Below are 18,491 nucleotides of genomic sequence, written 5' to 3'. Positions count from 1 at the left end.
GTAGGGGTCGGATCAGCGAAAGCGGGGGCTGCGCTTGTTCTTTCGCGAATCGGTACGCCCGGATCCCACATTGCCGACCTGGGTGTACGACAAACCACGCCGCAGAGCCACGGACGGGGTCATGTCCAGTGATTCCCAGATAGCCCGAACGGTCCCCTGGATCGCTTCCGGACGCCGGCCCGCGATCTCGGTCGCGAGTTCCTGAGCCCGGTGCCGCAGCTCGTCACGAGAGGTGATCTCGGTGACGATCCCGGTCCGCAACGCCGTCTCTGCCGTCATCCGCTCTTCACTGCCGATCAGCGCCCAGCGCAGCACATCGCCGAGCGGTACGCCGCGGGTCAGCATCCCCATGGGTTCCAGAGCCGAGACCATGCCCCCGTTGGCGTGCGGATCGAAGAACGCCGCATCGTCACTGCAGATGACGATGTCCGACTCGTTGACGAAGTACATCGCGCCCCCGGCCACCATGCCGTGCAGTGCGCACACGACCGGCTTCCAGACCCGATGTTGCTTGGGCCCCAGCAGCACTCCGGGGTCCTCCTGGTTGAACCGGTTGATATGGGTCCACCAGGCGCCCTGCGCGAGGTCGACGCCGGTGCAGAAGGCGCGGTCGCCATTGGCCTGCAGGACGGCGACGTGGATGTCGTCGTCGTCTCGGACCCGCCCCCATATCTCGGCGATCTCGTTGGCCATCGTCTCGTTGAAGCAGTTCAGCCGGTCCGGACGATTGAGCGTGATCGTGGCGATGTGCTCGCTGACCTCGAACTCGACCGTCTCGTACTGAGTTTCCGTGGACTGCGCTTGTGCATCCTTCGATTCGGACGTCATCGTGATCACCGAGACCTTTGCTGCGAGTCGAGAAGGTCACTGCGCACTTGCGACTTGGTGATCTTCCCGAGTGAGTTGCGTGGAATCCGGTCGACGACCTCGACCTGTTCCGGATACTTGCGCTTGTTCAGGCTGGTGGTGGCGAGGAATGCGCGGACCGAGTCAAGACTGGGCGGTACCGCGGGATCGGCCGGCACCACGACAGCGCACACCCGCTCCCCGGACGTGCTGTCGGGCATGCCGATCACCGTGAGATCCGCGATCGCCGGGTCCTTGATCAGCACCTCCTCGACCTCCCGGGCCGAGATGTTCTCCATCTTGCGGACGATGATGTCCTTGATGCGGCCAGTGACTGACAACCGACCTGCCTCGTTCAGGAAACCGAGGTCACCTGTCCGGAAATAGCCCTGCTCATCGAGTGCACCCTCTTCTTGCGCCGGGTCCACGTAGCCTTTGAACAGCTGCGGCCCGTACACCCGGATCTCACCGATCTCTCCGGCGGGCAGTTCGGCTTCGCCGTCACCGACGATACGCAGCCGGCCTTGAGGACCTGGCATACCTTCGAAGACCGCATGCTCTTCGGCGGTGTCGTCAGGGCTACCCCAGGTCAGGTAGGGGCATTCGGTCATTCCGTACCCGGAGATGATGCCCACTCCACCGAGATTCTCGGCCGCGGCCGCACTCAGTTCGGGGGGCCTTCCGGAGCCCCCGCCGAGGGTGGCGCGAGCGTACTGGAACAGCGGTACAGCACCGCGCTCACGCGAGATGCGGAGGTACTCGGTGGTGAACGGCAGTCCGGAACCGATGAGGGTCGCACGCTCGGAGATCAACTGATCCGCGTTGTCATCGGGCACGAACCCGGCAGCGGTGATCAGCATGTGCCCGACGAGCAGACTGCTCAGGACATGAGCTATGCCGCCGACATGGGTGATCGGGACGTACGCCGCGCACCGCTCCTCGGGAGTCACCCGCACGTTGGTGACAAACGTCTTCGCTGCGGAGATCAGTCCGGCGTCACTGTGCTTGACGCCCTTGGGTGCCGCCGTGGTGCCGGATGTGTAGAAGATCCAGCTGGTTGCGTCATCGTCTCGGTCAGGCCGGCCCGGCAGGGCCGACGGGTCACCGGACATCCACGTCTCGTCGACGATCAGTGCGCGCAGCCCATCGATCCGTCCGGAGATCGAGGTCGCCATCGCACCATGGCCGAAACCCCGGTACTCACCTGGCACGATAAGCAATGACGTACCGACCTGCCCGGTGATGAACTCCACCTCGTTCTCCCGCAGCATAGGGATGATCGGATTCTGCACTGCACCCAGGCGGCCGAGCGCCAGCGCCAGCGCCATGGATTCGATACTGCTCGGCAGTTGCCAGGACACCACGTCGCCGGCCCGAACACCGTAACCGTGGAGGGCTGCGGCCGTGGACTCGACGAGGTCCAACAAGTCCTTGAACGTGAACCGGCGGCCGCGTTCATCGACCACGAACTCGCGCGTCGGGGTCGATCGCACCCGCTCGGTGAGCAGGTCCCAGAGATTCTCCGCGCGGATGAGTTCGACGGCGGGTTCGCTCTGCGGCGACGTCACGACGTCACCGCAGGCGCCGAGACCGTGTCCTGTGCGGCGACCAACGCATCGGCGATCTCCCGCTTGAGGATCTTGCCAGCCGGTCCGAGAGGAAGACCGGTTCGGAACTCGAAACGGCGCGGCTGCTTGTATCCCGCGAGCTCAGCACGGCACAGCGCGGTGAGTTCCGCGGTGACGGACTCCACGTCGATCTCACCTCTCGGTACCACCACGGCTATCGGGGTCTCCCCCCACTCGGGGTCTGGAACTCCGACCACCGCAACCATCTCCACCGCGGAGTGGTGTCCGATCACCCGCTCGATCTCGGCCGGGTAGACGTTGAATCCTCCGGAGATGATCATGTCGGTCTTCCGGCCCGTGATGTGCAGGTAGCGCTCCTCGTCGAGGAACCCCAAGTCACCCGACCACAATCCAGTCGGGCGGAACGTCTCCTTCGTCTGATCCGGACGGTTCCAGTACCCGATGGCGTTCGCATCGCTGCGGATCACGACCTCACCGACCTCACCGGGCGGCAGTTCGTTGCCGTCCGCGTCAACGATGCGGATCGAACACATCGGGGTCTCCTGGCCGCAGGAGGTCAGGATACTGGTCTTGCCCGCAACCATGTCCCGATGATCCTGCGGCGTCAGGATGGTGGCCTGCCCGCCGCATTCGGTCAATCCGTAACGCTGCTGCAGGTCACATCCGAGCATGTCCATGGCCCTCTTGGCCAGACCCGGAGGTACCGGCGCCGAGCCATAACTGATCCGGCGCAGACTGGACATGTCGCGTTCGGGGCCCTCTTCGAGGATGCGGAGGGTCCGCTGCAGCATGGTCGGGATGAAGGTGGTGAAAGTGACACCACTGCGCTCGATCTCGTCGATGACGGCCTGCGGGTCGAAACGCTTGTGAATCACCATCGTCTGACCGAGGTACGTCCATGACAGCGTCCGTACCATCCCGCCGGCCGTGAAGAACGGCGTCGTCGCCAGAAACACGTCGCTCCGGTTGGTCTCGGTGACCAGACTGGTGTCAACGGCCTGTGCGAGCATCCCGCGGTGGGTGTTGACCACACCCTTCGAACGCCCGGTGGTGCCGCTCGTGTACAGGATGAACTGGATGTCGTCGGGCTGCAACGACTCCGGGGTCGGATCGTCGACGGCGGCGGCCCGAAGCGCAGTCTCATAGTCGTCGCCGACCGTACGGCCGCCGATTTCGAGAAGCGTCTTCAGATCACCGAGCTCCGCGCCGAATCGCTCTACCTGATCGGTGTGGACCACCGCGGCCACCGCGCCCGAATCCTCGCGGACATGGGCCAACTCATCCGGAGCCAGCCGGATGTTCACCGGCACGGTGACCAGCCCCGCCTTCGCACAGGCAAAGGTGATCTCCGGCCATTCGATGCAGTTGCGGGCGATCACGATGACCCGATCGCCCTTGTTCAGGCCGGCGGCAAGCAAGTGATTGGCCAGGCGCCGGGCCCGCTCGTCGACCTCGCTCCACGTATGAGTCCGCCCGGACTCGACGATCGCGGGCTTATCGGGGTATCGACGAGCGTTGTTCTTCGGGATGTCGCCTACGAGCACGTTACCTCACAGTCTACGGCGCGGAGCGTCTGCTCCGAGTTCTTCGGCACGGAGCGTCTGCTCCGAGGGATTGGATCAGCTTGTTCAGATCAGGAACGCAAGGGTGTCGACCGGCCCACCGGCGCTGACCATGTGGACGGTCTTGCTCACCAGCTTGAAGCCATCGGGGTGGCGACGAACCTTGTGGATCACCCGGCCGGCCCAGATACGCTGGGTGTAGCGGTACTCGAAGAGCGCGAAGTTCGATCCGACCGTGACGGTGTCCTCGTCGCTATCCAGCACTTCCATGTTCGTCAGTTGGCGCCGCATCACCGACGGCGGTGTCTGCGAGTGCCTGTTCCCCGTATTCAGCTGTGCGACACGGCTTTTGATCCGCGGGCGGTTGTCGTAGATGTACGACAGGTTGGTCGCGGGGTCGTCGTCGGGATGCATCGGCACCCAGTACAGGGCGTCGTCATCCCAGAGGTGCTCCCACTCGGAGTAGCGTGCCTCGTCCGCAAGGCGGGCCTCGAGGTAGAGAAAGGCCGCGACCTCTGGCGAAGGCGCCGGATATGTCCGCAGTGCCGCCGCGAGGACGTCGGTGTCATCGAGTGTGCTCATCAGTTGATCTCCTGTCCTACGACGCTCGCCCACTGGCGGTAGAAGCCGCGCTGGGGTGTCTCGGCGCTCTTGTCGCTGTTGACGATTCCGGTCTCATCGGTGAAGTCGGTCTCCAGACCACGCGACAGCACCAGCCACTCGGGCTCCTTGGCCGCCAGTCCGGCCTGGTTCCGCATTCCGATCTCGCCGTCATCGGCGATCAGGAAGCCGGCCGGGCCCATGGCCCCCTCTGAGCGACGCAGGATGCGGACGTTCAGCTCATCCTGGCCCGGCATCTGCACCCCGGTGGTGTACGCGACCGTCTCCTCGGGGCCGATGGGTTCGACATACATCACGTTCATCTCGGCCAGGAAGAGGTTCGGCCAGATCAACGTGTGCGGGGGTCCGACGACCAGTGAGTCGTGGGTCTTCTCCTCGCCGTACTTCTTCTCAAGCGCCGCTATCCACTTGGGCAGCTTGGTCCGGGGCATCCGGCCGAACCAGATGAACTCCTCGTCCAGCTTGCGATACTCGGCCGAGTAGTCGATCTCAGAATGGCCGTCGCCGAGGTCTCGAACCACCACATCTGTCTTCGACGGGATGTGCGACACCTTTGCGGGGCGGATCGCGTCATACACCGAGGCGTGCGTGAACAACGCGTGGTAACCGTCGACGTTGTTCTCCACCACCATTTTCCAGTTGGCGTGGTGCAGATGCTTCATCCAGTTGGCACGCAGATCGATCGTTCCGGTCGGCGACAGGTTGAGCAGCCGATCGATCGCGGCGGTGGAGCCGCCGAGGTGCTCGGTCAGCGAGGGACCGTCCGCAGCCAGCGAAGCGAAGATGAATCCGCCGTAGCTGTCCACTCGAGGCGCCTCGGCCATACCGAGCTCAGATCGGACCTGCCGGAAGGATTCACCGTAGCCGTCCTTCATCGGGATCGACGTCAGCGAACCCGTGTTGCTGAACGTCCAGCCGTGGTACGGGCACCGGAAAGAACTGGCGTTGCCTTTCTCGGCGTTGCACAGCTTGTTGGCTCGGTGCGTGCAGCGGTTCAGCAGAACCCTGATCTCACCGTCTTTACCGTGCGAGACGACCACCGGTTCAGTCCCGATCCGGCGGGTCAGATAGTCACCGGGCTCGCTGACCTCGCTGTCGTGGGCGACGTAGACCCAGCCGGTACGGAAGATGGTGTCCATCTCGCGCTGAAAGATCTCCGGGGATGTGTAGACGGATCCGTGTACGCGATCCTCCTGAACGATCTTCGACACGTCGAAGTCGTCGGCGGCGTCGGCGGCGTCGGCTTTCGACTCAATGGTTGTCATTTGTGTCCTCCGTATCGGTGGAATTGATGGGCTGAGCGGCCGGGATGGCTACTCCGGCGAGGTTCCTGAAGGCGACTGCGACGGTGTCGCCGATCTGCGGTGCGCGTTGTGCCGGGTCGACAGTCGTCATGATCAGTCGATGCCCGTCGGCGAGCTCGACGTCGACGATGGGGTAGGGACCGCTTGCGGTGACCAGACCCGGCTCCAGGCGGTGCATGGTGGTCGACGAGTGCACCACCCCGGTCCGCGCGGTTTCGCGCCAGTCGATCCGGAGGGAGCCGCAGCCGTCGCAGCCGTGCTGCTCGAGGTCCAATGCAAGGGAGCAATCGGCGCAGAACGGGAGTACCAGCACCCCGCGAACGGCCCCGGCGTACAGCGGCTCCAGCGGGTCACTGGACACCACCGGGGCCAGGGATTCGCTGAGCAACCAGTCCGAAGTGGCAGTCATGCCACACGCTCCAGGATCAAGGCGGCATGGTGATCGATCCGACCACCGATCCCGCCGACGAGCGCAGTCGTCGCGTCGGGCACCTGGCGCCCTGCTCCGCTGCCACGCAACTGAACCACCGCCTCCGCGAGGGGCGTCATGCCTTGCAGATAGAAACCGGACAACTGCCCGCCACCGGTGTTGGTCGGCAGGGTCCCACCTGCCGAGGTGTGGCCTTCGCGGACGAACTTGCCCGCCGGCACTCCCCCGGTAAGTCCGTATTCTTCGAGAAGTATCAAGGTGACGACCGAGAACGGGTCGTAGAGTTGAACGGTGTCCAAGTCGTCGCGGCTCATCCCGGCGCCGGCCAGCGCGTCGTCCACACAGCGCCGACCACCGCCGAACCAAGACTCCGCCCCGGAACGCCGATGACGGACGGGGTGATCGCGTCCGGTACCGCGGATGTCCAGGCGCACCGGATGCCCCACCGCGGGATCGGCGCTGACGATGACGGCTACCGCGCCGTTGACGGGCCGCGCGCAGTCGAGCCGGCGCAACGGGTCGGAGATCATCGGGCTGTCCAGGTAGCCCTGGACATCCAGAGGTTTGCGGACGACTGCGTCCGGATTCTCCAGGGCCCACGCACGGGTCGTGGTGGCCACTGCACACAGATCTTCCGGTGAACCGTTGCTGACGTGCATCCATCGCTGGGCGAGGAGGGCGTAGGTGGGCACTGATCCGAGTACGCCGCTTGCGCGCTCCAACCCCCGTGAACCCGACTGCCCTCCGCTCTGCGCGTAGGTGGATCCGGCGGCTTTGCCGGCGACGAGAGGCGCGTCGGCAAAGACGCACATCACCACTCGCGCGGCACCGCTCTCGACGGCGAACTGTGCGCGCTGGATCATCGCAATCGTGGTGGCGCCCTTGATCTCCACATGCTCGAGCAGTCGGAGATCGGAGAAGCCGCCCGCCGAGGCGAAGCCGACACCTAGCCGATCAGGCCGGATGCCCTGCGACGAGCCGACGAGCAGCCCGTCCACGTCGGACAGGGCGATCCCGGCATCCCTCACGGCATCGCGGCTCGCACGACAGGCGAGTTCGAGCGGAGAGTCCCCCGGCGTCAGGGACATCGGGGTCATCCCGAAGCCGACGATCGACGCAGTCATGAGAAGCTGCCCCGCAGGGGTCCCAGCGAGCGGTCGCGGCGCTCGTCGCGATAGTTGCCGACGCGCAGCCAGTCCTCGCGGTCATCGGGCGTCGCCAGGCACAGGCTGACGAGCTCCAGGGGCGACAGGAAGATGAAGTCGCCACTCTCCAGATCTTCGACGAGCAACCGATCACCGTTGCCGCTCGAGTCCAGCGTCACACGTGCCGCCGCGAACTCATTGATCAGCGAGGCGAGCTCCCGACGGCTCGTGCGGCGCAGATCGCCGTCTTCGTGTTCGTATGTGGTCATAGTCATCGACGACCTGTTCGCCCAACCTTGCTCCGGTGCCCTTCGGACGAGTGGGGGTCGACCCGTCCCAGGTTCTTGCTCTTACACTTCATAGTCATATCGTATACGAGTGTCAGAAACAATCCCGCGATTCGGCGGATCGCAGGCAAGAAACCTGACAGGTAGCCTGTTCAACGCGCTGCAAGTGCTAGAACTGAAAGTGCACACAGTGAAAACTTACGTACCGCAACGGAGGCCCCGGCCATGACAGAAACAGCGATCCCCGCACAGACCGACGATACTGAGGAGTACCGGAGCATCTGGGGCTATCTGCGAGAACTGGAGTTCCGACAGGGGTTCGTGGACATCGACGGGGTGCGAACCCGGTTCGCCGAGGCCGGGTCGCCGGACAAGCCGCACGCCATCCTGCTGCACGGCACCGGCGGCCACTGGGAGACATTCGCGCCGAACCTGAGGGCGCTGTCGGAGCACTTCCACTGCGTCGCGATCGACATGGTGGGCAACGGCTTCTCCGACAAGCCCGACTACGACTACGAGATCGCGGTCTACGTCAAGCAGGTCCTCGGAGTGATGGAGCACTTCGGGATGGAGAAGGCCCACTTCATCGGGATGTCGTTGGGCGCCTGGGTGTCGGCCGCGGTCGCAGTCGAGTACCCGGAGCGCGTCGACAAGGTGATCCTGATGTCCCCCGCCGGCCTCATCGCGACCGCGTCGAACATGGCACGTATCCGTGCCGAGCGCACCGAGGCGGTCAACAACCCCAGCTGGGAATCGCTCCACAAAGTGTTCGCGCACCTGATTGCAGACGAAGCGAACCGGCTTCCGGACCTGATTGCGCTCCGCCAGGCGATCTACCGCCGCGAGGACACTCGCACCACGATCGATCATCTGCTGATCCTGCAGGACGCCGAAGCCCGGGATCGCAATCTCATCCCGGAAGAGAAGTGGGCCACGATCGCAGCACCCACGATGGTGGTGGCGTCCGGCAAGGATGACGGCGAGTACCAGAGCACGGCGCACATCGTCGCCGGCCTGATTCCGAACTCCGAGGTCTTCTCGATGGCTGCGGTACGGCACTGGCCGCACTTCGAGGATCCGTCAGCGTTCAACCCCGCCGCAGTGGAGTTCCTGCGTCGATGACCAACACAACTCTGGCCGAGTCGGAGATCGCCGAACTGGCGCGCCGCCTGCATGAGGCCGAACAGACCCGGACCCCGATCCGGCAGATCTCCCTGCAGTATCCGGAGATGACCATCGAGGACTCCTATGCGGTTCAGCGGGAACTCATCCGGCTGAAGGTTGCCGGTGGCGCCGAGTTGCGGGGCCGCAAGATCGGCCTCACGTCCAAGGTCATGCAGCGCGCGGTCTCCATCAACGAGCCCGACTACGGTGCGCTGCTCGACGACATGTTCTTCGATGACGGCGGGGTGGTGCCGGCCGGCCGGTTCATTCGGCCACGCATCGAAGTCGAACTCGCATTCATCCTGGGAGAACCGCTGACCGGGCCGGGAGTGACCCTCTACGACGTCCTGCGGGCAGCGGAATACGTGACCCCAGCACTCGAAATCCTCGACGCACGTGTGCAGATGGCCGATCCGGACACCGGGCACCTCCGCACGATCGTCGACACCATCAGCGACAACGCCGCCGACGCCGGGATCGTTCTCGGAGGGCGCGTGATGAAGCCCATGGACGTCGACCTGCGATGGGTGTCGGCGCTGCTTCTCCGCAACGGTGTGATCGAGGATTCCGGCGTCGCGGCGTCGGTCCTGGGGCACCCGGCAAAGGGCGTGGCGTGGCTCGCCAACCGCCTCGCCCCCCATGGTGTCTCGCTGAACGCCGGAGAGGTGATCCTGGCGGGATCGTTCACGGCGCCGGTCTTCGCCGAACCCGGCGACACCTTCGTCGCGGACTACGGCCCCATGGGAACCGTCTCGGTCCACTTCGCCAAGGAGGACTCCGCATGACCGCCGGATCCAATGCCTGGGCCCGGCAGATCCAGGGAGACCGGCCCCAGATCGGAATGTGGATCGCGTCCGGTAACGCGTACAGCGCGGAGATCTGTGCGGGCGCCGGTCTCGACTGGCTGATGCTCGACCTCGAACACGTACCGAACGACATCAGGTCGACGCTCGCGCAGTTGCAAGCACTCGCCGCGTACCCCGTCCAGGTGCTCGTGCGGCCGGCGTCCGGCGACCCGGTCACCATCAAACAGCTACTCGATATCGGCGCCACGAATCTGATCATTCCGATGGTCGAATCGGCCGCCGAGGCCCGCGATCTGGTCGCCGCCACGCGCTACCCCCCGGAGGGCATCCGCGGGGTAGGCAGCGCCCTCGCCCGAGCGTCCCGGTGGAACCGGATTTCTGACTATCTCATCACTGCCGATGACACCGTGTCACTGACCATTCAGGTCGAATCCGCCGCCGCCCTGGACAACCTCGACGAGATCTTGGCCGTCGACGGGATCGACGCGGTGTTCATCGGCCCCGCCGATCTGGCCGCCTCGATGGGGCACCTCGGGCAGCCCGAGCATCCCGCGATGGTGTCTCTCATCGGGAAGACATTGTCGCAGATCAAAGCCAGCGGCAAGGCCGCGGGCGTGAATGCGTTCAACCCCGCCCTCGCACGCCGGTACATGGCTGCAGGCGCTTCGTTCGTCCTGGTCGGCGCCGACGTGACGGTGCTCGCCCGGGGAAGTGAGGCGTTGGCGGCACAGTACGTCGAGACCCCCGACAAGATCTGACACTTGACTCTTCGCACTTTGAATCTGACAATAGCGTCACTATAGTGGGCGAAGATCACACGCATGACGACGGAAGGTCGGCAGATGGATTTGGACTTCAGCACCGAGCAGTTGGAGTTCCGGGACGAGGTGCGTACGTGGCTTGAGGAGAACAAGCCTTCCGAGCCCCGTCCCCGGGATGCCGCGGGCATCCGGGACTACGACACCGCCTGGCAGCGGACCCAATGGGACGGCGGCTGGGCCGGAATCGCCTGGCCTAAGGAGTACGGCGGCGGCGGACTGACGCTGCTGCAGCAGCTCGTCTGGTACGAGGAGTATGCCGCCCAGGGCTTTCCGGGCATCGATGCCAACTTCGTGGGGCTGTCGCACGCCGGCCCCACGCTGATCACGCGGGCCGACGAGGCGCAGAAGGACTTTCATCTGCACCGGATCCTCCGCGGCGAGTCCATCTGGTGCCAGGGCTTCTCCGAACCCGAAGCCGGCTCCGACCTCGCCTCCCTTCGCACGAAGGCAGTCATCGACGGTGATGAGCTCGTGGTGAACGGCCAGAAGATCTGGACCAGTTTCGCCACCATCGCCGACTACCAGGAACTGCTGGTCCGCACCGACAACAGCGGCACCAAGCACCAGGGAATCACCTGGGTCATCTGCGATATGAGCAGCCCCGGCATCGAGATCCGTCCCATCGAGACCATCGAAGGCGGCGCCGAATTCTGCGAGGTCTTCTACGATGACGTGCGGATCCCGCTCTCGAACGTCGTCGGTGAGATCAACGACGGATGGCGGGTCGCGATGTCGACTCTGTCGTTCGAACGCGGCACGGCTTTCACTGCGAATCAGGTCCGTCTGGCCAAAGTCGTCGAAGACCTCATAGAGTTCGCCCGCCACCACGTCGGTCCGGACGGGCGTCGGCCTGCGATCGCCGATGACGAGATCGCGCGGCGACTGGCCAGGGCACGGGCAGAGGTGACGTCGTTGCGCGCGATGACCTACGTCGGCATCTGCCGCAGTATGCAGACTGACACGCCAGGACCCAAGGGCTCGATGCTGAAACTGTTCTATGCCGACCTTGCTAAAGAGGTCGCCGCACTGGCCATGGACATCATCGGATCCGACGCCCTACGCAGCACCTCCCGTTGGGACAAGGACGGCTGGGTGGGCAACTACCTCTACGCGTTCTCCCAGTCCATCGGCGGCGGGACCTCAGAGATTCAGCGGAACATCGTCGGCGACCGGGTCCTCGGACTCCCCCGCTGAAGGAAGGAAGTACATCATGGACCTGCTCCCATCCGAAGACCAGCGAGACCTGGTGGCGGCCGCCGGAGATTTCATCAGTTCTCGGCGTCCCATCGACGAGATCCGCAGCCATCGCGGCGACGCGCAGCTGGTGGATCCCGGCGGGTGGCGCGAGGGCGCGGAACTCGGTCTCCTCACCCTCGGTCTCGACGAGGAGTACGGCGGCTCGGGTCAATCCATCGATGACGAAGTCATCTTGTTCATGGAGCTGGCCAAACACCTTGCCGTCGGCCCATTCCTCGCCTCGACTCTCGGCGCCAGGGTGGCCGCCGCCACCGGTCATCAGGAACTCGCCGGCCGGATCGGTGAGGGCAGTGCGATGATCGGACTCGCAGAACTCCGCGGGGAGGGGGAGATCGGAGCCGACGGCTTCAAGGGATCCTTCGACCTTCTGGACTGTGCCGGCTGCAGCCACGCACTGCTCGTGACCCGTGAGGGCGCCGCACTCGCCGAGCTGGCCGAGTTCGGGGACATCACCGAGTCCGAATCCGTCGATCCGGGAACCCGACTGTCGGGGGCGACGGTGTCGTCCGGCCGGGTCAGCGCCTGGCTCCCGGCGGAGTCGGACTGGATCTGGGGGCGCGCTCAGATCCTGGATTCGGCGTACCTCGCCGGCCTGGCGGACGCGATCACCGAGCTCTGCACCGAGCATGCGAAGACCCGCGAACAGTTCGGCCGGCCGATCGGGGTGCACCAGGCCGTGAAACACGCCATCGTGGACATGGCCGTCCGCGCCGAATCCGCGTCGTCGCAGACGTTCTTCGCAGCGGCGGCGTTCAAAGCAGGTCGCCCCGACACCGAGTTCCAGATCCTCGCGGCCAAGACCGTCGCGGCCGAGGCCGCGATCAGCAACGGCGGCGCGAGCATTCAGGTGCACGGCGGAATGGGCTACACCTACGAGCACGATGCCCATCTCTATCTGAAGCGGGCCATCGTCTACAAGCAGCTGTTCGCAAGCGCATCCGATGTGCTCGCAGACCTGCTCGATCTGGAGGCAGCACAGTGAATCGCAAGGTGGCCATCGCCGGCATCGCACTATCCGATGTGGGCAGGGTCGATACCAAGAACGCCTACGAGCTCATCGCGCAGGCCAGTCGTCGGGCGCTGGCCGAGACCGGCCTCACTCCGGCTGATATCGACGGTCTGGCATCGACGAGTCAAGGCACGCTCCCTCCGACCGACGTCGGCGAATACCTTGGCCTCAAGCCGCGCTGGATCGATTCGACCTCCGTCGGCGGGGCGTCCTGGGAGGTCATGGTCTCGCACGCGACCGACGCGATTGCCGCGGGGCATGCTGACGTGGTCCTGCTGACCTACGGATCCACCGCGCGTGCCGACATCCGGAAGGGGCTACGCGGAGCCAACATCAACTGGGGCGCCCGTGGTCCACTCCAATGGGACGCACCGTACGGACACACGCTGATCTCCAAGTACGCGATGGCCGCCCGTCGTCACATGCACCAGTACGGGACGACGATCGAGCAACTCGCGGAGGTCGCGGTGTCGGCGAGATTCAACGCCGCTGAGAACCCCGAGGCCATGTACCGGGACCCGATCACCGTCGACGACGTGCTCTCCGGGCCGATGATCGCCGACCCGTTCACCAAACTGCACTGCTGCATCCGCTCCGACGGCGGTGCGGCGGTCATTCTGGTCGCCGAAGATCGAGTACCCGACCTCAAGTCGGCCCCGGTATGGGTCCTGGGTTCGGCGGATGCCACCTCCCATATGCTGACCAGCCAGTGGGAGGACATGACCGTCGGACCCGCCGCAGTGACCGGGCCCCTCGCCTTCCAGCGAGCGGGACTCACTCCCGCCGACGTCGACGTGGCGGAGATCTACGATGCATTCACGTACATGCTCTTGCTGACTCTCGAGGATCTCGGGTTCTGCGGAAAGGGCGAAGGCGGAGCCTTCGTGGCAGAGCAGAATCTCCGCCTCGGAGGTGGACTGCCTACCAACACCGACGGCGGCGGCCTCTCAGCCTGCCACCCCGGCCAGCGCGGGCTGTTTCTCCTCGTCGAAGCCGCCCGACAGTTGCGGGGCGAAAGCGGTGCCCGGCAGGTTCCGGACGCAAAGATCGCCTGTGTCAGCGGGACCGGAGGCTGGTTCTGCTCGAGTGGAACCGTCCTGCTCGGCTCGGAGAAACCGTGAACGCTGCGGCTCCGGCCACCAGTGAGAACACACCACCCCTGGCCGACACTTTCGCGAACACCCGGGAACTGCTGGAGGCGGCCGCAAGGGTCCATGGTGACAGGGACGCGTACGTCGAGCCCGGGTCGCGGGTTTCGTTTGCGCAGTGGGTGTCCCAGGCGCGTGCGGTGGCTGCCCGTTTTGCGGCAGCGGGAGTCGGCAAGGGAGACGTGGTCACGCTACTTCTCCCCTCGGGAATCGACTACGCCACCTGCTATGCCGCCGCAGCGATGCTCGGCGCCGTCACCACTGGGGTCAACGGACGGCTCGGTCCCACGGAGGTCAACTCCATTCTGCGGGTGTCGGCACCGGCTCTCGTCGTCCACGGAACCCAGTCACCGCCGGAATCCGAGGCGCCATCGGTCGGGGTCGACGAACTGCGGACCTGGTACTCGGACTCCGGTGAACCGCCGGTGGTCGACGTCGACCGCGGCGACCCGGTGGCGATCATCTTCAGCAGCGGGACCACCGGTCTGCCCAAAGGCGCCTGGTTCGACGCCGACAACCTCGCCGCCTCAGCACGTGCGGCGGGCATCATGAGTTCGCCGTATGACCGTCGGATGACGTCGACGCCGTTCTCCCACGCCGGCTACATGTCGAAGCTGTGGGACCAACTGTTGTGGGGCACTGCGCTCATCATCCCGCCCGCGCCTTGGACGGCGGCCGGTATGGCGCGCACCCTGGCCGACGAGCGGGTGACGGTCGGCGGCGGGGTGCCGACCCAGTGGGCCAAGCTGCTCGAACAACCCGGGCTCGATCGAAGCTCCTTCCCCCACCTCCGGGTCGGAGTCGTCGCCACCGCGCCCGCGTCGCCTGAACTGGTTGAGGCTACCGCCGAACTCATCGGTGTACCGCTGGTCGTCCGGTACGCCATGACCGAGTCCCCGACGGTGTGCGGAACCGAGCCCGACGATCCACCCGAGGTGCAGTGCCGAACCGTGGGTCGTCCGCAGTATGGGATGACTGTGGAGGTCATCGACGATGCGGGGAGCGTTCTCGGCTCCGGCGCAGTCGGCCGGGTCCGTATCAAGGGCGAGTGCGTGATGCGCGGCTACTGGCACGACGAGGAACTCTCGGCCGCCGCATTCGACTCCGATGGCTTCTTGCTGACCGGGGACCTCGGTATGTTCACGCCGGAGGGCAACCTCGTGCTCGCCGGCCGGGCCAACGACATGTACATACGCGGCGGCTTCAACGTCCACCCTGTCGAGGTAGAACAAGTCATCGCCCGGCATCCGGCGGTTCGCGACGCCGCCGTCGTCGGATACAGCGCCCCGGTGATCGGTGAGATCGGTGTCGCCTTCGTGGTACCTGCGGATCCCCTCCAGCCGCCCACGCTGAACGACCTACGTGCGTGGACCGCATCGTTGGTCGCCGACTACAAGGCTCCCGACCACCTGGTGGTAGTCGACACTATTCCTCAGACGGCAATGGCCAAGACCGATCGGAAGCGTCTGCGCGAACTGGCCGCCGCGCATCCACCACCACCGCGGCGCGCCCCGACGCTCCCCCTGATCGATCAACTGGTCAACCTGCGCGACGTCGGCGGGCTTCCGCTCGTCGACGGAGGACAGTGCCTCCCCGGAGTCCTCTACCGGGGCGACGCCCCGCACGTCGATGACGTCGCGCCGGCGAACGTCCCCAGCTGGCCGCCCGGCACCGTCGTCGACCTGCGCGGTGCCGCGGAACGCGAACGAAGCGGATTCGATTGGGGTAAGCGCACGGTGCTGCATGCCCTTCCACTCAACGACGCCGCCGCGCCCGGTCAAGCTCTGCCGCCCGATCTGCGCTCCCTGTATCGGTCGACGCTGGAGACCAAGGCCGACCGAACGGCCCGCATTCTGCAGATCGTCGCGCACGCCGAAGGCCCCGTCCTGGTGCACTGCACCGCGGGCAAGGACCGGACCGGTCTGGTCGTGGCCGCACTGCTGCTCGCGGCCGGTGTCCAACCCGCCGCGGTCCGCGACGACTACCTCGTCACCACCGCCAACATGGCGCGACTACGCGAACGATGGAAGGCCAAGGGAGCGAACTCGGGACCGCGGACCACGCTGCCGCCCAGTTGGCTGACCGCACCGCCCGAGGCCATAAACGAGGTCATCGACTACTTGCTCGGATGGCCCGGCGGCGTGGACGGTTGGTTCAGCGATGCCGGCGCCTCAGAAACCGATCTCCACGCCTGGCGACACCGACTTACACTCGGCGACAAGCCCTGAACAGCCCCTCACCCCTAGGAGACCCACATGCGAATCCACATCGCCCTCGACGAATGCGAAGGGCACGGAATGTGCGCCCTGCACGAGCCGGACCTGTACGAACTCGATGATGACGGCTTCGCCGCCAACGCCGATTTCACCGTTCCCCCGGGGATGGAGGCGGCCGCACGAAACGGTGCGAGCCGCTGTCCGATGAGCGCCATCAAGGTCCTCGAGGACTGATCGATCACGATTCTCGGCCTCGCTCATGCACCTTGAGCGATGAGCCGCATTCGTGCACGGCGTGGCGTGAATCTACACAGTTCGTGGCCGACTGATTCGCGCAGCGCGTCGACGGCTGCCGCATGCACGGGAAGCGCGACGGTTTTCCCGCGGGTCCGACCGATTCCTTGACGGCGTGATCTGGCTCATACTAGTGTATGAAGTGTCAGATACGCCACGTAGCGGCTTGTCCAGACCAGAGCAGCTATGCCATTTTCCTTCTGTGCGCAGCAAATACGCCGAGAACGCTGCTCGACTCTAGACGTCACCCTGTCAGAATCGAGGATGCCACGGATACTCACGAACCGCCTCGGAGAACTGACCCGAAGGCTGCACCAGAGGAAGAGCGCCTGGCTCTGCAGATAGAAGAGTTGGTCGGCGGGACGGTCACGGCTTTGGAACGCCAGGCCCGTTGGCGGAAGGCGTGGTATGCGACCGTCGAACGGGACGGCGACGAGATCCCCATCTACGTACGCGGCGACAAGCAAATCGATGCCGAGCCGTTCCCGGGGCTCGACCGCGAGGCGGCAATCCTCACGGCACTCGAGGCCGGCGGGATCAGGGTGCCACATGTTTATGGAATGTCCACCGATCCTGTCGGCATCATCATGGACCGAGTCCCCGGAACGCGGGACATCGCAGAGGCGGTCGATGACGCCCAGCGGGAGTCGATCGCGGAGCAGTACATCGATGAACTCGCCGCGATCCATCGCCTCGATCTCCAGCCCTTCATCGATGCCGGAATCACGGTGCCGGACAGTGCCGAAGGTATCGCTCTCGCGTACGTAGATGCCAACGAAAAGCTGTACCGTCGTACTAAGACCGGACCGGAACCGCTTGTCGAGTTCGCGCTTCGCTGGGTCCGGCGACACGTCCCGCAGGGCCGGCGGCGGCCGGCATTCATCCTCGCCGACACCGGGCAGTTCCTCTATGTCGATGGCAAGATCACCTGCGTCTACGATCTCGAAGCCGCACACGTCGGTGACCCGCTGTTCGATCTGGCTTCGCTGCGGACCAGAGCGGGCACGGAACCGCTCGGAGCTGACATCGCCCATCTGGTGAGACGCTACGAAGAGGCAACGGGCGAGGCCGTCGATCCAGGGGGTGCTCAGCTTCTACACTGCCGCCTTCATGCTGACCGCGGTCAGTTCGCTCAGTGGCCCACTGTCGAATCTCGCGCCCCATGACCTACCGGCGGAGTACCTTCAATGGGACCTGATGACCCGCCGCGCCGTGCTGTGGGCAATCGCCGAGGTCGTCGGCATCGACATCGAGCCGGCAGCCCCCGTAACACCGCCATCGGGGTACTACTCTCGCGTGACCAAGGTTCTCGAGGGCACGATCACCCGCATGACACCATCGAGTCCCACCGACGAAGCGAATCGCGATGCGGCAATCGCACTGTCTCAGTGGGCAGGAGCACTCATCGCCGTGGGGCGTGAGAATGCTGCCCGCGATCTCGACCGGCTCAGCGAGATCCTCGGCCATCGCCCCACAGACTGGCGACAAGCCGATCAAGAACTCGAACAGTTCGTGATGAGCGCCGGTCCCGAGCACGACGAGAAGCTGCTGGCCTACTTCATCGCACAGACAGAGGACCGTGTTGCGGAGGCGGTTTCCGCAAGATCCCGACTCGACCACTACGCCCTCAAACCTGTCGAGATCTAGTGCCGGGTGGATTTCGCATGAAAGAAGGAGCTGAGTCCACTACCGCCACCGAGAGTTCGGTGCAGGTGCGCTTCCACAACCCCAACGTGCAAAGAGGTTAGCCATGCTCGTGACATCGAATTCTGTGAGTTCATCCGGTTTCGCCGACCACACCGGATGGAGCATCAAGCCACATGGCGCCTGCAAGGGCGAGCACTGCGTGCCACTGCCTCACGAAGTGCATATCGAGGACGGCGGGCTCGATGTCGCCATCCTGGCCGAGCGTCTGGGGATGCCCCTCGTCCGTGATGACGAGCGCGGGGTCGCAGCCCTCGGGCCGGAGTCCGCGGTGACCGGCCGGATGCT

The 18,491-nt window shown here is 65.2% G+C and carries 19 protein-coding genes; 10 read left to right on the top strand and 9 right to left on the bottom strand.

Annotated elements, in window-relative coordinates:
- Window positions 1-12: 12 nt before the first annotated feature.
- The 8 genes from GH2_RS19290 to GH2_RS19255 form a co-directional block, all read right to left on the bottom strand.
- On the bottom strand, window positions 13-828 hold the full coding sequence (locus GH2_RS19290) for an enoyl-CoA hydratase/isomerase family protein (protein WP_066172056.1): 816 nt from the start codon (window positions 826-828) through the stop codon (window positions 13-15).
- Window positions 829-833: 5 nt separating this feature from the next.
- Window positions 834-2,414, bottom strand: coding sequence for a class I adenylate-forming enzyme family protein (locus tag GH2_RS19285; RefSeq protein WP_066171958.1), 1,581 nt, complete (start codon window positions 2,412-2,414; stop codon window positions 834-836).
- Window positions 2,411-3,979, bottom strand: a complete 1,569-nt coding sequence (locus GH2_RS19280; protein WP_066171956.1) for a class I adenylate-forming enzyme family protein — start codon at window positions 3,977-3,979, stop codon at window positions 2,411-2,413. The genes GH2_RS19285 and GH2_RS19280 overlap by 4 nt, the downstream gene beginning before the upstream one ends.
- Window positions 3,980-4,063: 84 nt before the next feature.
- Entirely contained in the window at window positions 4,064-4,579 is a 516-nt protein-coding gene (locus tag GH2_RS19275; RefSeq protein ID WP_066171955.1) for an aromatic-ring-hydroxylating dioxygenase subunit beta, read from the bottom strand.
- Window positions 4,579-5,883: an aromatic ring-hydroxylating oxygenase subunit alpha gene (locus GH2_RS19270; protein WP_066171953.1), complete on the bottom strand. Its 1,305-nt coding sequence runs from the start codon at window positions 5,881-5,883 to the stop codon at window positions 4,579-4,581. Before GH2_RS19270 ends, GH2_RS19275 begins: the two co-directional genes overlap by 1 nt.
- Window positions 5,870-6,331, bottom strand: a complete 462-nt coding sequence (locus tag GH2_RS19265; RefSeq protein WP_066171951.1) for a Zn-ribbon domain-containing OB-fold protein — start codon at window positions 6,329-6,331, stop codon at window positions 5,870-5,872. Before GH2_RS19265 ends, GH2_RS19270 begins: the two co-directional genes overlap by 14 nt.
- Complete coding sequence (locus GH2_RS19260) at window positions 6,328-7,476, bottom strand: thiolase family protein (protein ID WP_066171949.1); 1,149 nt, start codon at window positions 7,474-7,476, stop codon at window positions 6,328-6,330. The genes GH2_RS19265 and GH2_RS19260 overlap by 4 nt, the downstream gene beginning before the upstream one ends.
- Complete coding sequence (locus tag GH2_RS19255; RefSeq protein ID WP_066171947.1) at window positions 7,473-7,766, bottom strand: hypothetical protein; 294 nt, start codon at window positions 7,764-7,766, stop codon at window positions 7,473-7,475. The genes GH2_RS19260 and GH2_RS19255 overlap by 4 nt, the downstream gene beginning before the upstream one ends.
- 243 nt (window positions 7,767-8,009) lie before the next feature.
- Here GH2_RS19255 and GH2_RS19250 point away from each other — a divergent pair, with 243 nt between their 5' ends.
- The 10 genes from GH2_RS19250 (at window position 8,010) to GH2_RS21910 (ending at window position 18,146) form a co-directional block, all read left to right on the top strand.
- Window positions 8,010-8,906 (top strand): alpha/beta fold hydrolase, encoded by an 897-nt coding sequence (locus GH2_RS19250; RefSeq protein ID WP_066171945.1) that lies wholly within the window; start codon window positions 8,010-8,012, stop codon window positions 8,904-8,906.
- Window positions 8,903-9,733 carry a 2-oxo-hept-4-ene-1,7-dioate hydratase gene (gene hpaH / locus GH2_RS19245; protein WP_066171943.1) on the top strand — a complete coding sequence of 277 codons (831 nt, stop codon included), beginning with the start codon at window positions 8,903-8,905 and terminating at the stop codon, window positions 9,731-9,733. The genes GH2_RS19250 and hpaH overlap by 4 nt, the downstream gene beginning before the upstream one ends.
- The gene (locus tag GH2_RS19240; RefSeq protein WP_066171942.1) at window positions 9,730-10,512 is read left to right on the top strand and encodes an aldolase/citrate lyase family protein; all 783 of its coding nucleotides are present in this window, start codon (window positions 9,730-9,732) and stop codon (window positions 10,510-10,512) included. The genes hpaH and GH2_RS19240 overlap by 4 nt, the downstream gene beginning before the upstream one ends.
- Before the next feature lie 84 nt (window positions 10,513-10,596).
- Window positions 10,597-11,769, top strand: a complete 1,173-nt coding sequence (locus tag GH2_RS19235) for an acyl-CoA dehydrogenase family protein (RefSeq protein ID WP_066172054.1) — start codon at window positions 10,597-10,599, stop codon at window positions 11,767-11,769.
- A 16-nt stretch (window positions 11,770-11,785) separates the two neighbouring features.
- Complete coding sequence (locus GH2_RS19230) at window positions 11,786-12,814, top strand: acyl-CoA dehydrogenase family protein (RefSeq protein ID WP_066171940.1); 1,029 nt, start codon at window positions 11,786-11,788, stop codon at window positions 12,812-12,814.
- A complete protein-coding gene (locus GH2_RS19225) occupies window positions 12,811-13,962 on the top strand; it encodes an acetyl-CoA acetyltransferase (RefSeq protein ID WP_066171938.1) in 1,152 nt (383 codons plus the stop codon). The genes GH2_RS19230 and GH2_RS19225 overlap by 4 nt, the downstream gene beginning before the upstream one ends.
- Entirely contained in the window at window positions 13,959-16,217 is a 2,259-nt protein-coding gene (locus tag GH2_RS22060) for an AMP-binding protein (RefSeq protein WP_244885437.1), read from the top strand. The genes GH2_RS19225 and GH2_RS22060 overlap by 4 nt, the downstream gene beginning before the upstream one ends.
- Window positions 16,218-16,244: 27 nt before the next feature.
- Complete coding sequence (locus tag GH2_RS19215; RefSeq protein WP_066171936.1) at window positions 16,245-16,439, top strand: ferredoxin; 195 nt, start codon at window positions 16,245-16,247, stop codon at window positions 16,437-16,439.
- Between the two features lie 434 nt (window positions 16,440-16,873).
- Entirely contained in the window at window positions 16,874-17,665 is a 792-nt protein-coding gene (locus GH2_RS21915) for a phosphotransferase (RefSeq protein ID WP_204701053.1), read from the top strand.
- On the top strand, window positions 17,610-18,146 hold the full coding sequence (locus GH2_RS21910) for a hypothetical protein (protein ID WP_204701059.1): 537 nt from the start codon (window positions 17,610-17,612) through the stop codon (window positions 18,144-18,146). The genes GH2_RS21915 and GH2_RS21910 overlap by 56 nt, the downstream gene beginning before the upstream one ends.
- Before the next feature lie 130 nt (window positions 18,147-18,276).
- Here GH2_RS21910 and GH2_RS21810 read toward each other — a convergent pair.
- The coding region (locus GH2_RS21810) for a hypothetical protein (RefSeq protein ID WP_169802484.1) at window positions 18,277-18,491 on the bottom strand (215 nt) is incomplete at its 5' end.

Source organism: Gordonia hydrophobica NBRC 16057 (assembly GCF_001592365.1).
GTDB lineage: Bacteria > Actinomycetota > Actinomycetes > Mycobacteriales > Mycobacteriaceae > Gordonia > Gordonia hydrophobica.
Note: the sequence above shows the minus strand (reverse complement) of the source record. Positions and strands in the feature narration are given on the sequence as shown.

Excerpts from the sequence above, each read along its gene's own strand:
- GH2_RS19290 (WP_066172056.1), bottom strand. The coding sequence starts at position 828 with ATGACGTCCGAATCGAAGGATGCACAAGCGCAGTCCACGGAAACTCAG.
- GH2_RS19240 (WP_066171942.1), top strand. The coding sequence starts at position 9,730 with ATGACCGCCGGATCCAATGCCTGGGCCCGGCAGATCCAGGGAGACCGG.
- GH2_RS19275 (WP_066171955.1), bottom strand. The coding sequence starts at position 4,579 with ATGAGCACACTCGATGACACCGACGTCCTCGCGGCGGCACTGCGGACA.
- GH2_RS19215 (WP_066171936.1), top strand. The coding sequence starts at position 16,245 with ATGCGAATCCACATCGCCCTCGACGAATGCGAAGGGCACGGAATGTGC.
- GH2_RS19250 (WP_066171945.1), top strand. The coding sequence starts at position 8,010 with ATGACAGAAACAGCGATCCCCGCACAGACCGACGATACTGAGGAGTAC.
- hpaH (WP_066171943.1), top strand. The coding sequence starts at position 8,903 with ATGACCAACACAACTCTGGCCGAGTCGGAGATCGCCGAACTGGCGCGC.
- GH2_RS19230 (WP_066171940.1), top strand. The coding sequence starts at position 11,786 with ATGGACCTGCTCCCATCCGAAGACCAGCGAGACCTGGTGGCGGCCGCC.
- GH2_RS19255 (WP_066171947.1), bottom strand. The coding sequence starts at position 7,766 with ATGACCACATACGAACACGAAGACGGCGATCTGCGCCGCACGAGCCGT.
- GH2_RS21910 (WP_204701059.1), top strand. The coding sequence starts at position 17,610 with ATGCTGACCGCGGTCAGTTCGCTCAGTGGCCCACTGTCGAATCTCGCG.
- GH2_RS19235 (WP_066172054.1), top strand. The coding sequence starts at position 10,597 with ATGGATTTGGACTTCAGCACCGAGCAGTTGGAGTTCCGGGACGAGGTG.
- GH2_RS19270 (WP_066171953.1), bottom strand. The coding sequence starts at position 5,883 with ATGACAACCATTGAGTCGAAAGCCGACGCCGCCGACGCCGCCGACGAC.
- GH2_RS19260 (WP_066171949.1), bottom strand. The coding sequence starts at position 7,476 with ATGACTGCGTCGATCGTCGGCTTCGGGATGACCCCGATGTCCCTGACG.
- GH2_RS19265 (WP_066171951.1), bottom strand. The coding sequence starts at position 6,331 with ATGACTGCCACTTCGGACTGGTTGCTCAGCGAATCCCTGGCCCCGGTG.